Below are 14,346 nucleotides of genomic sequence, written 5' to 3'. Positions count from 1 at the left end.
GCATTTGAGGCGACACGACGTCGCTTGGAGTCGTGTGCGATCGCCACCGTGCCGCGAGCGGATCGGGCGTCGGCGGCGCGCAGCGGTTCCTGGGCGCCGGTAGATCGAACCTAACGGTTTAGGGCGGGGATTTCCACAACGATTCTCGGCCACCCCGTGCGGCGGGGCGGTGGGCGCGCGGGATGGGGAGCGCATTGGACTGGTCGCTGAAGCGACCAGTCCGGAGTGGGGAGGGGGCTGCGTTAGAAGTGGCGCCGGCCGAGGGGCGCGCGGGGTTAGTAGGCGTTGAGTTCCTCGTTAAGGCGAGTTTGGTCGATCCCCTGCAACTGCACGATCAGCTCCGCAGGAATATCTTCCCTCTCCGCGAGCTTTCTGATGACCTCATCGGCGCCGCGTCCCATGTAAGCGGAAAGCGTGGCCAGCGTTGCGGGCTGCAGTTCGGAAGGCATATCGGGAAGAATCGCGATGAGGTCTTCAGCAATCTTGCGACGCGGTTCCGCCAGTTGGCTGTGCCCAAATCCGGGCGCCATCGTTTTCAACGCCCGCAGGGTGCCGAGATGATCTTGCGATCGGTCTTTGGAGCGGAGAATCGCGAGCAGCGGCTTTTGCATTTCGAGAACGGCCAGATTGTCGACCACGCCAGGTCCCCGCAGTTGTCCCCGCTCGCGGGAATTTCTTACGAAGACATCGATAATTTCGGGAACCTTGTCGACATGGCGAAAGCCAATGGTCGTGATGCTGATGCGAGGCGGATCGGCTTGCAGAGCACGGCGAACGGTCTCGACCGTGACCGGCTGAGAGAGTTCCTGGTCGCCTCGGTAGAAATAGTACGCCGTCCTGCCGAGCAGTTCGTCGTCTGGGATTTGCAAGAACTTCACAGCCAGCGCGCGGGCGGATTCGCTCGTGTCCCGCGTCGAGCTCAAGAGCCTCCCTGCGAGACGAATCCAATGCTTCTTCTCCGGCTCTGCGGCGGCGGCGATTCGCTCTTGCACCTGCGGCATCCAGTGTTCGGCTGAGATACGAGCGATCGCCTCCTCGACGGCATCCATCAGCCTCCCTTCAGCAGAAGTGTTCAAATAATCCTCAGGGTACTCGGCGGCGACGGCGAGGATGGCGTCGGTTGCTTCCTGGGCGTAGCCGGCGCGGGCGAAGGCGGCCAGGGCGTTGATCGCTTCGATGCGGCGTTCGGTTTTTAGTTCGTTCTTCCAGAGGTCGCGCCACTGTTCGAAGGTTTTGCCGTCGTAGAGGAAGGTGGGCCCGCTGGCGGCGTCGGGCGGTGATGTGGGCGTTGCGTTGGCCTCAGCTGCGGATTCCGGCGGGGCCTGCATCGAGGTGATGAAGGCGTTGATGATTGCTTGGAGGAGAATGTCATTGCCTGGGATTTTTTCATCCCCTTTCAGTTCCAGCTGAAGGATCTCGCCATCGCCCGGGAAGGAGGCGCTCAAGCGTTCTTGCAGTTGTTCGACGGCGTCGTCGCTCCAGGCGATGGTGAAGTTTTTGGGCGTGACGGCATTCAGAGCCGCTCGCAGGACTGTGGGGCTTTCGACGAGCGTCAGGCAGTTCATGGCGTAGCGCTGGATCTCTCGCGGCGTGGTTCGCCCGCCAGCGCTGGCCAATGCGCCGGGGCGGCGGTCGAAATTCAGTTTGAGGTACGCCGTTGTCGTGGTTTCGCCCGTGAGACCCGTCTTCTGCGTGGTTGGAGCTTGTATTATGGAGATCGGTTCGAAGTCGCTCGAGGACATGATGACGTTGGCAGGGAGGCTCCCTGGGGCTGCGCCATCAGGGCCACCCGCGAGGAGAGTCGGATCTACTCTGAAGCGGCCGGCGACGATCTGGTCGTTTGTGGCCTGCTGCTTCCCGAAAGGATTCGTCGCCGTGTTCCGAACGACGTAGTACTTGAGCGGATTCAGTTCGCCGAGGTCGCCGCGATTGAGAACTTCGTCGAGCGACTTGAGATCGTTGATCGGCCAAGCGTGGAGGCCGACGAAGAGGTCGTCCGAGTGGATACCCGCCATACCGGCCATGGCGTCCGCGCGAGTGACGCGGAGGCCGCCGTTGTAACCGAGCTTCTTCACACGTTCGAGTTCTTCGGGCGTGAGCGGATCGAGTTCGAGGCCGAGGAGTTTGTAGGCGTGGTCGGCGAGTCGTTGGTGTTCGAGCGTGGGGAAGGGGGGCGATTGCGGCGGTGCGGCCGTTGGCGCCGACGGTTGCGGTGGTTCGCCGCTCGTCGAGCGCAGGATGCCGAGATTCATGAGCGCGGCCATTAGCTGCTCGTGAGCTTCTTTCGGGCCGCGGGCGACGAGGTTCGGGGCTTCGTTGGGCTCGGCAATGTGGTAGCTCAGGCCGTGGGAGGGGTGCTCGGCGAACCACGCCTCGACGATCGGACGCGAGCCTTTGCGGAGTTCGTAAGTTGTTTTGCGATGGCGCCCCGTGATCGCCTGGAGGTCGAGGTTGGATGGCGGATTCGTCGTGTCTTCGGTGCTGAGCCACTGCAGATAGCGTTGGACGTCCGCGTGGAGGTTGGCCGGGCCGTAGACGTGGAGGGTGGTGAAGGCCTCGTCCCAAGTGATGGATCCGTCGTATTTATTCTTGGCCGCGTTGGCGAGGCCGTTGAAGTCAGCGGGAATGCCGCCGTTGGTGGCGTAGTTGGCGTGGTAGGGAGGCGCGAAGGGGGATGTTTGGGCGACGTCTGCGTAAGGGCCCGTGGTGTTTTGGTTCCATGCCGAAGATGCGCGCGCGCGCTGGTTCGTGGGCTCCGGAACGATTTGCGGGTTGATCGCGGAAGAGACGGAAACATCGGTGGGCTGCGGCGCAGCATGGCTCCCCCATGGATTGCTTGCCGGGTCGATGGGAGCGAGGCTAGGGACGGGAGCACTCGATGCCGCGGGTGCGCTCAAGTTCCAATCGCTAGAGGGGGTTGGGCGCGGCTGAGGAGCGGGAGCGGCGGTGTTGGCCGACGGGGCGTTCTGGTTTGGCGAGCTAGAGCCGGCCGCGTTAGCGAACAGCGCCTCCGGCGGCGGCGAGGCGCCGGTAGGTGGGGTTGGCGACGAGCCGAGAGTTGGAGCGTCTTGATTCCCTGCTGGCGATGCGTCAGCGGGTTGAGCGAGCGGCGATTCGGCTTCGTTGATGATTCGCAGCGTCTTTTCGCCGTTGCCATTTGTTTCCCAGACTGGTTTCGCTTGCCAGGTTTGGGGAACTAACACGCTGAGGCAGGGGATCGGCCTTGTCCGGTCCCTATTGGCGGCGGACGACCTCGTCCGGGGTTTGCGCGTCGTGATCGTCGCGCTCAAGCCAGTCGCTTTGATTTCTTGGAGGATGCGCTGGTGATCTTCCTTCGAGAGTTCGGGGAGGAAGTTGATCAGGATTTCTTTGACCAGGCCGGGCGATTTCTGCTTGGGCGCGGCCAGTTCGGCTTTGAGCAGCTCGCCGGAGAAGAACGTGTCGAAGAACTCCCGATGCGCTTGCACTGGAGCGGTGATCGTCATGTGCCGCTTGTCGGCGGTTGTTTCGTGCTCGAAGGCGAGCTGCGGGCCGTAGGGATCTAGCTTCATGCCGTCGAACATGTCGCTCCACTGATCTTCGTATTGCTCCGGGGGGAGTTGATCGAGCGCGTAGCAAACGGTGAGCGTGGGGTTGTCGGGGCGGGATTCGAAGGCTTTCTTGAGCGTGGCTTCGTCGGAAATGCCAACGGCCTTCGATGGCGTCCGACTGGCTGACGGCTGCGGCTGAGCAGGGGCGTTACCGACGCCGAGTTGCGAGAGCTTCTGGCGAGCGGCATCCAGTTCTTGCTGGTGCTTAGTTAGCCTCTCGTCGGCAACTTTGCGGCGGATGTCGTACTCCAGGATCGTTGGGCGAAGAGTCTCTTTCTGCTTTTCAGGCAGGCCGTCGCGGATTGTCTTCTCCACCTCGTCGCGTCGCGCGTTTAGTTCGGCCTTGAGCTTCTCGCGCGCGGCTTTGAGTTCATCGATCTTGGCCGCGTCGCCGTCGCCAGATTCGATGGCACGATCAAGGTCTACGATGCGATCGTAGAGGGCGTTGAACTCTCGGTTGGAAGTAAGTTCCGCAGCGACTGCTTTATTCAAGGCCTCAGGCGATGAGGCGCTTTGCACCGCTAGCTCTTTGAAGACTTCGAGGTTCGTGATTTCATCTTCCACTTTTTCGACAAGCGATTCCAGTCGGCGGATTTCTCGCAGAATTTCCATCTCCCGCGGAGGCGTTTGGTCGACGATGCGGCGGCGGCCGTCTTCGCTTTGTTCGACCGAGAAGCGACGGTTGTCGGCTTTGAGACGATTGACGACGGCGTCGACGGCCGACTCCGGGGCGTTGGCGGGAAACTCTTGAAGGATGCCGTAGCCGCCGATGAGCGGGGCGCTGTCTTTGTCGGACAGGTTGTGGGTGAGGATGGGTTTGAAGGCAGGAGGATGCGGTTCTTGATTTCCGACCGTCTCCCCCTGGTTCGATTGACCGGGGGCGCCCACGTTTGTCGAGTCGGCAGGCGTGCCTGTCGGATCGTTTGTAGACTTGATGAAGTTGTCGATGATTTCTTGAAGGATCGCTTCATCCTCGGCGGCGACGCCTCCCTCAAGGTGAATCGCAAGGATCTCGCTGTCGCTCGGGAAGTAGGCTTTAAGTCGCTGCTGCAGCCAAGTGGCGGGCTCGCTTTGGTTTTTTACGGTCGGCAGTTCGGCGACGGACTGCGAGGTCACAACTTGTTGGAGGAGTGCCTTGCTTCGCAGGCGGGTGACCAGAGCCTCGCAATGGCGCATCGTCTGCGTCTCAAGCGGTTGATGCGGATCGAAAGCCTTTGATGGCGGGGTATGCAAATAGGCCGTTGTGCGCGAGATGTCGCCGGTGAGGCCCGTTCTGGTGGATCTGGGGGGCTGTAGCATTCTTGTCGCGGCGAAGCCGGGAGCGCTGGCGGCACTGCCCCCCGTAGGGCCGGGCTCGCGTGCGAGGAGTTCCAAGAGTCTTAACCTGAACGTCTCTAGGTTATCTTGCTCCCCCACAAGTCTCTCTTCGATAGCTTTACTGCGGGTATCGTACTCAGCGATCTGGGCTCGTAACGATTCGTCGGACGCGCTGGCAAGCTTTTTCCGTATCAATTTTTCCGCTGTTATTTGGTGTTGTGCCAACTCCTCCTCGCTTTGCCGAAGCGATGTCTGCAATCGCTTGATTGCTGAGACGTTCGGTGATCCCGAATCTTTGAGGGCCGCTTGCAACTTGTCGAACTGCTCGGCGATTTGCTGTTGATAAAGTTGAATCGTGGGGTCTTTGGCGATTTCGAGCGCGACCTTCACTTGTAGTGCAGAGCTTCCAGGACCGCTCTGATTCGCGAGCTCTTTCAGGGCTGCGAGGTTTGCGAGTTCTTGTTGCATCTCTCGAATACGAGCTTCGTAATTGCGGACCTCGATTCCAAGTTGAGATATTTCGGCTTGGATACGTGAAGGCTTTCCAGTAGCGGAAGGGGTCGGAGTGTGAACCGTCTCGACGGCGGCCGGGGCCTCGGTGAGGAGGACTTTTAGTTGCTCGTGAACGTGAATTGGGGCGCTGACGGTGACTGCCCATTGAGGGTGATCGCCGGCAATGCGTCGAAATGTGATGTCGTACCCGTCAGTGACTTCGGCAAACTTGCTCAGGGCGACAGGGTGGGCTGCGATCGGGTAGGTAACCGGAATGGCAGCGTTCTCTTGGGGCGCGGCTGCTTGCGGAGGTTGGCCGCTGCCGCCTTGCGCTTGGCTTTCCGTGGCTGTCGTGTTTGCTTGACTGGCGTCGGAAGTCCCTTCAGCGTTTGCACTACCGCCCTGCGCTCGCTCGTCACTGGCGAGCGTGCTCGGTTGGTTGGCGTCGGGAATCCCTCCCCTAGCCCCTCCCTCGAAGGGAGGGGGATTTTCGGCGCTCGCGCCGCTGTAGAGGATGGCGCCGGCGAGGATCGCGGGGAGTAGGAGCGTGGCGGCGAGCGTGCGGCGGGTGATGCGCATTGGTTCGGCCTCGATGTTGAGGATCCGGCGGATGCGGCCGGCGAGGGGGTGGCTCGCCATCGCGCTGGCCACGGCGAGCGAGGGAGCTGGGCCGCCGCGTAATGCGGCCGCGATCGAGACGAGCAGTTCGGCGTATTGGTGTGGCCGATCGGTGTGGCGAATCACCGTGGCGTCGCAGCATTCTTCGCGGTCGTGACGGACTTGCCGGCTGAGGATCCAGGCGGCGGGGTGATAGAAGAGTATTGACTCGACAATCCGTTGCAGCAGGTTGACGAGGTTGTCCCAGCGGCGGACGTGAGCGAGTTCGTGGAGGAGGATCATGTCGAGCTGCTCGGGCGTCCAGCCGGCGAGCGCGGCGGTCGGCAGCAAGATGAGCGGGCGGAAGACGCCGACGAGGACCGGTTGGGCGACGCCGTCGCACGCGGCGAGCGCGACGCGGCGGGAAATGCGGAGGGCGGTGCGCATTCGCTGGCAGGCGTCGAACGCGGGGCCGGCGACGAGCGGCGTCGCGCGGCGGCGGAGGCGTTCAGAGCCGACGAGGCCGGCGGCGAGGAGCGTGAAGGTGAGCGGGGCGCCGACGAGCCAGAGGATGGGTAGGTAGGGAATGGCGGCGGCGAGGGAGGAGAGGTAAGCGGTGATCGGTGACTGGTGATCGGCGGGGAGAGGGGCGCCTCTCGCTGGCGAGAAGCTCGGTGAAGGACTGCCGACTATGGCGCTAGGGAATGCGTCGACGGTTGCGTTGGCTGGCGCCGTCGCCGGTAGTCGGTCGAACCCGTCTCCCCATTCTCCGGTGGATTGCGGAGCTCGTGGTAAGCGGGCGAGATCGATGACTTCGCCCACAACTTGCTCTTCTGGTTCCCTCCCCTTGAGGGGGAGGGTTAGGGAGGGGTGAAGCAGCGGGGACGGGGATTGAACTGTGTCTTGGATGTCGCCTGCAGAGCCGGCGAGCTGCGGGCCGCTACCTGCACGAGTCCCCCCTCCCCAGCCCGGTGCTACGCTCGGACTACCGCCTGCGCTCGATCGCCACTGGCGATCGTGCTCGTTGCTCCCCCCAGGGGGAGGGAGCAGGACAGTATTTACGATGGGAACGCCGTTCACGCTGAGCCACGCGGCGGCGGCGAGGGGGGAGATCGCGAGCGCGGCGAGCGTCGTGAGGCTGATCGCGTAGCGCGTGCTCGGCGCGGCACGGCGGGCGACGAGGCGCAGGATGCCGCCAGCGAGGGCGACGGCGGCGCCGAGCCAGAGCGAGTGAATCATCGTCCAACCGGCGAGTTGCCAGAGCGAGGCGTTCATTGTCGCGAGCCCTTATGCGGGGATTAGCCACGAAGACGCGAAGGCACGGAGAACAGCACGAAGAGAGAACAGCGGCGAATAGAAGTTGCCCTTCAATATTTGATCTTAGTGGTCGTCTTTTCGTCTTCGAGTCTTTGTGGTTGCGATTTTCTTGTCGGTACTGCTGGATTGCTGATCAATCAATTGGCGGAGTTCGGCCAATTGGGCGGGGTTGAGCTGTCCCCCTTCGACGAGATGGGCGGCGAGGCGGTCGGCGGCGCCGGCGAAGAGGCGGTCGACGAGGGCGCCGACCATGCCGGCTTCAGTCCGTTGTTGGGTGACGACGGCGCTCCAGGTGGCGCCGCGGCCGCTGCCGGTGCGTTTGACGAGATTTTTGTCACTCATCACGCGGAGCATCGTGGCGACGGTGGTGGCGGCGACTTCGCGCTCGGTGCGGAGCGTTTCGCAGAGGAGGCTGAGCGAGCAGGGGCCGTGGTTCCAGAGGGCCTGGAGGATTTCGAGCTCGACGTCGGTGGGATGAGGGCTGGGGGCGCGGGGCATCGTGCGGGTCCTCCTGGGTGGCTGCCGTTCAGTCGTCGTCGGCGTGCTGGCGCTAATTCTAACGAATTAGAATAAAGCGAGTCAACGGAATTTTGGAGAAAGTTTGGGAGGGCGGAAGGTCGGAGAGCGGAGGTCGGGGAAGGAAATGCAACCACGAAGACGCGAGGGCGCTAAGTGGGCACGAAGGGAGAGAAGAGGGGTAGGAATAGGTGGGGAGGGGGCAGATGGTCGCGGTCTTCAGGCATGAGATGCTGCGGGCCGTTTTGGTGCTTCTAGCCCCGGGCTCCGCCCGGGGGTCGGTTACCACACCGCGCGACGTAGCCAAACGGAATGGAAGCTCACCCCCGGGCGGAGCCCGGGGCTAGAGGCGTGGCGGCGACGGTTGCTGCTACTCGAATTGCAGCACGCCGAAGTGGGCGGGGCTTTCGGGTTGGTCCGCGGGGCCTTGCCACGACTGCTGCGTTGGAGCGCCGATCGTGCTCGGCGTCGCGCGATGGAGCGAGCAGGCCCAGGCTTGGCCGCTCTTGGGAGCCTTTGGCGTTAGTTCGCTCCAGGGGATCGCGGCCTCCACAATCCAGCGGGGGCTGGCGTTGTTCGCATCGCCCGCGGCGACGTACCATTGCGGGTTCCAGGCCGAGTCGCCCCAGCAGCGCTCAGCGGTCCAGCCGCGAGCGTCGACAAGGAGTTCGTAGTACGACGCGTAGTCGCGATCGAGATCGAGCCGGATGCGAACATGGTCGGCCGCGTCGATCTGACCGTCGCGCGGGCGGGGGCCCTTGCCGGCTGGGTAATCAACGCCTGACGCTTTTTCGCAGACGACGGCGATGTAGAGGAACTCGCGATCGTATGCGAGTTGTACTTGGCTGGCAGGAAGCGGCGCGGATGAGCGCGCTTGCTGTGTACTCTGGCGAGCGAGCGGTTGCTCGGCCGAGGCGAGTTCGGCGTTAGCGTCGTTTTCGCTGGGCGCGGCGGTCTCTTCGTTCGCCTGCAGCGGCATCGGGAGGGCGAGTCCCCAGAACGATTCGGAGAGGATGCCGTCGAGTTTCGGCGGGTTGTCCGCGAAGACGACCGTGGCCGTCGGCTTGGGGGCGCGATCTTTGGCGCCTGTCTCAAGCCAAGCTTCCATCCGAGCGCAGTTCCCCCACGGATCGCCGGGATGGCGATGCCGTAGCGGCGACATGTAAGCTTGCGCTGATTTCTGCTGACCGGCGAGTCGCGCGGCGACGGCGCGCTGGTAGGCGAGTGGCACGCTGTCGGCTAGCTCAGGGTGACGGTCCATCGATTGCGTCGCTAAATGAACGGCGTAGGGGGCTGCGGGTTGGCTAGCCGCCTCGGCGGCGTCCTTCGGTTTGCGACGTTGCTTCGGGACGACGGCGGTATTCGTGCGGGCTTGCGTTAGGTCGGCGTTGGGAGGGAGTTGCCGCAGCATGTCTTGCGCGGCTTGCGACGGCTCGCGGCGGGCGTGAACCATTTCGCTGCTGGCGTAGAGTCGCACCAACCACAGGAGAGCGTCTTGGGCTCGCGGCGTGCCGGGGTATTGCTCGGAGAGGACGCGGCGGGTTTCGGCGGCGAGGTTGAGGTCGCCGGCTTGCAGGTGGGCCGTGGCGAGTTCATCGATTAGTTCGGCGGCCACTTCGTCGCTGAAGGGCCGCGCCATTTGAATGAGCTGCGCGAGCGCTGCCGGTTGGCCGCCGCGATGGCGGGCGAGTTGGCGAATGATTTCGATCTCTTCGGCCTGCTTCGCGACGGCGGCTGCATCGACTTCGCCGGCCGCGACGATCGGCTCGTGGTAGCTCGCTTGGGCGACTTCTTCGGCGAAGGTTGCTTGAGCTTGGGCAATCGATGGGGCGAGGGAGATCGCTAAGCCGCAAGCGGCTGACAGCAGGGAGCAGAGCAGAGGGAAGCGAAGAGAGCGCGAGGGCATGGCTGGCGTCATCCTTGAGGCGAGCGAAGGGCGGCGGGTGATTGTACTGCGGGGCGGGGAGGGGCCCTAGGGCACCTCGGTGTTCGTGAGGCGCTTCTAGCCCCGGGCTTCGCCCGGGGGTGGCGTTGCGCGTGACGACGTCTATCGGAATGGTTGGCGACCCCCGGGCGGAGCCCGGGGCTAGGGGAGGAGTGCGACGTGCCGCCGTGGGGCGGTTGTAGCGGTCGTGCTAGCAGCGGCGGGCGAGTGCCGCTGAAGGCAGGCGGCGACATGGCGGTTCTCCACTATGAGCTACACTTGCGCATTGCTGAATTCCCCGCCGCGCGATGGCGTTTTCGCCGCCGCGTTAGCCCCCGCTCCCGCCGTATGCCCGCCTCGACACCTGCCTCCGTGACGCCAACGTACCCCGACGCGCTCGACCAAATTGTCGGGCGCGCCGGAGCGCTGTTTACGTTGCCGGCCGTCGCGGTCGAAGTGTTGCGGCTCACGGAATCACCGCGGGTCGATGTGCACGCCTTGAAGGAGTGCATCGAACGCGATCCCGCGCTGACGGTGAAGATTCTGCGGGTGGTGAACAGCTCGCTGTTCGGGCTGCCGCGCGAGGTGAGCGATCTCAACCAGGCGCTGGCGCTGTTGGGGATCAAGCCGCTCAAGCTGCTGGCGCTCGGGTTCAGCTTGCCGGAGGGGTTGTTCCTGTCGGCGGCTCGCGACCAGCTTGATTGGTATTGGAAGACGTCGCTCGTGCGGGCGGTGTCGGCCCGCGAGATTAGCGAGCAGTTGTTCGGGAAGCCGGGCGACGATGCGTTTCTCGCCGGGCTGCTGCAAGATATTGGCGTGCTGGTGTTGCTGAGCGAATTTCGCGAGCCGTACGCGGCGCTGTTGAGCGAGGCGATTGCGTCGCAGTCGGATCTCGCCGCGTTGGAACGCGAGTCGCTCGGGTTCGATCATCGTCAGTTGACGGCGGGATTACTCAAACGGTGGAACTTGCCGTCGCTGCTTGTCACGGCGATCGGCGCCGAGCAAGACATTCGCTACTGGGCTCACAACAAAGCGGAGCATGCCCACCTGGTGCGGGTGCTGCACTTGGCGGAGTTGTTCGCGCAGCTCATCGGCCAGCGGCGGTTGAGCGTGCTGCCCGACCTGCTCGATGCGGGCGAAGCTTACTGTGAACTCGACAAATCAAAGCTGAACGACTTGATCGCCACGCTTGAGCCGAAGGTGCGGCAACTGGCGGGCGTGTTGTCGCTGCCACTTGCCGGCGGCGAAGATTACTTGCAGATCATCGTGCAAGCGCACGAACAGATGTCGCGCGTGGCCGAGTCGGTGGCGGCACCGCTGAGTCGCGGGTTGGCGAACGAGGCAGCCAATCCGATTGAAGGCGATTGCCGCGAGACGCAAGCGATGGCCTTGGCGCGGCAGCTGCGGGCGTCGTTTGAAGATTTTTACCGCGGGACGACGGCGGCCGCGTTGGCGGAAACTCCACCTACGAGTGCTGCTGCGAGCACCGAAGAGCCCAACCTCTTCGCAGCCACGGTAAGTCGCGTCGCGGCGAGCCAAGCGGCGCTGGCGGGAACGAGCGAGTTGGAAACGCGGCTTACGCTCGAAGTGGGACGTTGCCGTTCGCTGCGGCGGCCGGTGGGGTTGGCGATCGTCGCGTTCCAGCCATCGGAGTTATTGAGCTCGCTGGAAGAGGGATTGCTGGAGCGCTATCTCGATCGCGCCTGCCGCGCGGCTGACCCGCATCTCACGGTCGAGCGGCTGGGACCGTTGCGGCGCGTCGTGGTGTTGCCGGGACGCGATCGGCACGAAGCGGTGACGGCGGCCAGGCATGTGCACGATGAGCTGCGGGCGCTGATCGAGCCGCTCGTTCGTCGCGAGCAGTTGACGCCGGTGATTGCCGGCGCGGGCGTGGCGTGGGCGGCAACGCCGGCGAAAAACTTTCGCGCGGTGAGCCTGCTCGAAACGGCCGACCGCTGCCTCACGGCGGCGCTGCGGACTGGGGGCGTGAAGAGCCTCGAAGTTTCGTAGCGGCAATTTTTGGCTGCGCCTGACGAATAATAGACAGGATAACTGGACTGCGGGGGATCGACAGGATGAGGGAATGGCGGCCGCGATGCACGGGTCGTTATCGTTCGGTTCATTCTTCATCCAGTCGATCCGCACCATCCTGTGATCCTGCCCAGTCTTCAAAAAATCGCAGCGGCAACCGCAGACGGCTCCGCCTGTCCGAGGCCTCTCAGTTTGCTATGATTGGCGAATGAGCACCGGCGAAAATCCTCCCTCCGAACACCAGCCCCCGGCGACGCCCGGCGGGCAGTCGCTGGTTCCTGCCGGCCGTCCGACAAGCGTCGCCGCGGTCGATCAGCCGATCGCCAAGCGGCCGCTGCAGGGAGACTCGTTCCACGATTCGACGCTCTCGCATCTGCCGGAGTTGATGAAGTCGGACATCGAGAGCGGCGTGCAGATTCCGCCGCAGCGGCAAATCTTGGTGCCGGCAATGTTATTCGTCGCGACGTGCATTTCGACCTTCTGGGTCGGCGCCACGCGCTGGGATCCGATGCAGTTCGGCGTGAGCGTCACTTGGCCGCAAATCGGCGCCGTGGTGCAAGCGAATTGGCACATTGGCCTCGCCTATATGGGCGCCGTGCTGGCGATTTTGCTGACGCATGAGATGGGGCATTTCCTGCAGACCGTGAAGTATGGCATCCCGGCGAGCTATCCGCTCTGTATTCCGGTGCCGTTCAACTCGATCGGCACGATGGGCGCCGTCATTGGGATGGACGGCAGCCGGGCTGATCGACGCCAGATTTTTGATATCGGCATCGCGGGGCCGCTGGCAGGATTGGCCGTCGCGTTTCCCGTGTTGTGGCAAGGGATCAAGGCGCTCGATCTGAGCAGTGCGCCGCAACCGGGCGAGATTGAGTTCTACTTGCCGCTGGTGGGGCAGTGGATGTTGCAATGGGCCCATCCCGATAAGCCATGGGCGCACGAGCAATGGGTCGGGCTGTCGGAGCTGAACCCGTACTTCATGGCGGGGTGGGTCGGCATGCTCATCACCGGCCTGAACATGCTGCCGATCAGCCAACTCGACGGCGGGCACACGATTTACGCGCTCTTCCTCGACAAGGCCCACACGTTCGCGCGGTTCTTCATTTCGTTCGCGATTTTTTACGTCGTGATCAACCTTGAGGAAGCGATCCTCTGGACGCCGATGTTGCTGTTGGTGATCTTTCTGGGGATTCACCACCCGCCGACGCGCGACGACAAGGTGCCGCTGGGCCCGGTGCGTTGGGCGATTGGGCTAGCTTCGTTGCTGATTCCGGTGCTCTGCTTTCCGCTGCTGGGGTTCCGGCAGTAGCGGGGGCGGGCGACGGAATTCGGGTGGCACCGACACTCGGGCGCGAGAGTAGTAGCCAATTGCTTTGATGTGGCCGCCGGCGTGTCGGTGTTGCCGCAGGCAGCAAGAGGCGGCGCGGTCTGGAGGCTTGATCGCCTCTTTTCGCTGGCGCGACCCCGACACTCGGCCGGGCTGCAGTTGTCCCATTCGAGGATTTCTTGCGGCCGAGTGTCGGGGCCACCCATAGGTCGTGGCCGTCCAATCGGTAACGCTCCTTACTCTTTCGGCTTCTTAAAAAACTCCTTCACCGTTTGCTCGCCTTCGAGGTAGCCGAGCGATGTGAGGAACTTGTCCAGCGATTTGGTGGTCGCGTAGAAGTCTTTGCTCGGCTTGTTGGGGCGAAGGTTGAAGAAGCCGTGGCCGCGGCCTTCGTAGAGGTCGAGGTCGCAGCGGGCGCCGGCGGCTTTCATGCGGTCGGTGAATTGGCGGGAGCCGCCGATGAGGTAGTCGTTGGTGCCGATCATGATCAGCGTCGGCGGGGTCTTCGCGTCGATGTGGTCGGCGGGCGACAGCTTGGTCGGGTCGACGCCCATGCGCGCGCCGTAGTTGCCGCCGCGCTTTTCGCCGGGGATCAGCGTCGCGGGATCGAACGAGGCGGCGGGGTTGTAGAGGATCATCGCGTTCGGCGCGGAACTGACGGCGGCGTCTTCGCTCGGTTCGTCGAATTCTTTGATCGTCCCCGTCGCGGCGGCGAGATGTCCGCCCGCCGAACCGCCGCTGGCCGCGATGCGATCGGGATCGACGCCGAGTTCGGCGGCATGGGCGCGGACCCAGCGGATGGCCGACTTCGCGTCGCGGACGCAATCGACGCCCATGACGCCGTGGCGATTCTTCACGCGGTAGTCGGCGACGATGGCGACCATGCCGCGCGAGGCGAGGTAGCGAGACTGCGGCGCGAATTGCTCGGGCGATCCGCCGACCCAGCCGCCGCCGAAGAAGAAGACGATGGCGGGAGTTTTGTCGCTCGCTTTGTGACCGGCTGGTTCGAAGACGTACAGCTTCAGCTCAACGTCGCCGGCTTGCTTGAAGACGTGTTCCTTCACGCCCTCTTCGAACTTCGGCGGATAGCCGCTGCGTTGAGCGAGGGCGGGGGCGGCGATGAGCGATGCGACGGCGGCGAAGACAAGCGAGCGAAGCATTGGAAGACGGCTTTCGTTACGAGGAAAAAATAACGCGATGGGCGAAGCTCGCCCATCGCGTCAGTAGCCTCCGCC

General features: G+C 63.7%; 6 protein-coding genes. 2 read left to right on the top strand and 4 right to left on the bottom strand.

Going from position 1 to position 14,346, the window contains the following annotated elements:
* Nucleotides 1-275: 275 nt before the first annotated feature.
* From ACQY7R_RS19110 to ACQY7R_RS19100, 3 genes are all read right to left on the bottom strand, one after another.
* Nucleotides 276-7,271 (bottom strand): M56 family metallopeptidase, encoded by a 6,996-nt coding sequence (locus ACQY7R_RS19110; protein WP_428307163.1) that lies wholly within the window; start codon nt 7,269-7,271, stop codon nt 276-278.
* A 105-nt stretch (nt 7,272-7,376) separates the two neighbouring features.
* Nucleotides 7,377-7,811, bottom strand: coding sequence for a BlaI/MecI/CopY family transcriptional regulator (locus tag ACQY7R_RS19105; protein ID WP_428307162.1), 435 nt, complete (start codon nt 7,809-7,811; stop codon nt 7,377-7,379).
* A gap of 388 nt (nt 7,812-8,199) precedes the next feature.
* Nucleotides 8,200-9,735: a hypothetical protein gene (locus ACQY7R_RS19100; RefSeq protein ID WP_428307161.1), complete on the bottom strand. Its 1,536-nt coding sequence runs from the start codon at nt 9,733-9,735 to the stop codon at nt 8,200-8,202.
* A 366-nt stretch (nt 9,736-10,101) separates the two neighbouring features.
* On the opposite strand from ACQY7R_RS19100, the gene ACQY7R_RS19095 reads away from it, so the two are divergent.
* Together ACQY7R_RS19095 and ACQY7R_RS19090 are read left to right on the top strand one after the other, a co-directional pair.
* A complete protein-coding gene (locus tag ACQY7R_RS19095) occupies nt 10,102-11,763 on the top strand; it encodes an HDOD domain-containing protein (RefSeq protein ID WP_428307160.1) in 1,662 nt (553 codons plus the stop codon).
* Between the two features lie 229 nt (nt 11,764-11,992).
* Complete coding sequence (locus ACQY7R_RS19090) at nt 11,993-13,093, top strand: site-2 protease family protein (RefSeq protein WP_428307159.1); 1,101 nt, start codon at nt 11,993-11,995, stop codon at nt 13,091-13,093.
* A 254-nt stretch (nt 13,094-13,347) separates the two neighbouring features.
* Here ACQY7R_RS19090 and ACQY7R_RS19085 read toward each other — a convergent pair whose 3' ends face one another.
* Nucleotides 13,348-14,271, bottom strand: a complete 924-nt coding sequence (locus ACQY7R_RS19085) for an alpha/beta hydrolase (protein WP_428307158.1) — start codon at nt 14,269-14,271, stop codon at nt 13,348-13,350.
* Between the last annotated feature and the right edge of the window lie 75 nt (nt 14,272-14,346).

The organism is Lacipirellula sp. (assembly GCF_965279485.1).
Lineage (GTDB): Bacteria > Planctomycetota > Planctomycetia > Pirellulales > Lacipirellulaceae > Lacipirellula.
Note: the sequence above shows the minus strand (reverse complement) of the source record. Positions and strands in the feature narration are given on the sequence as shown.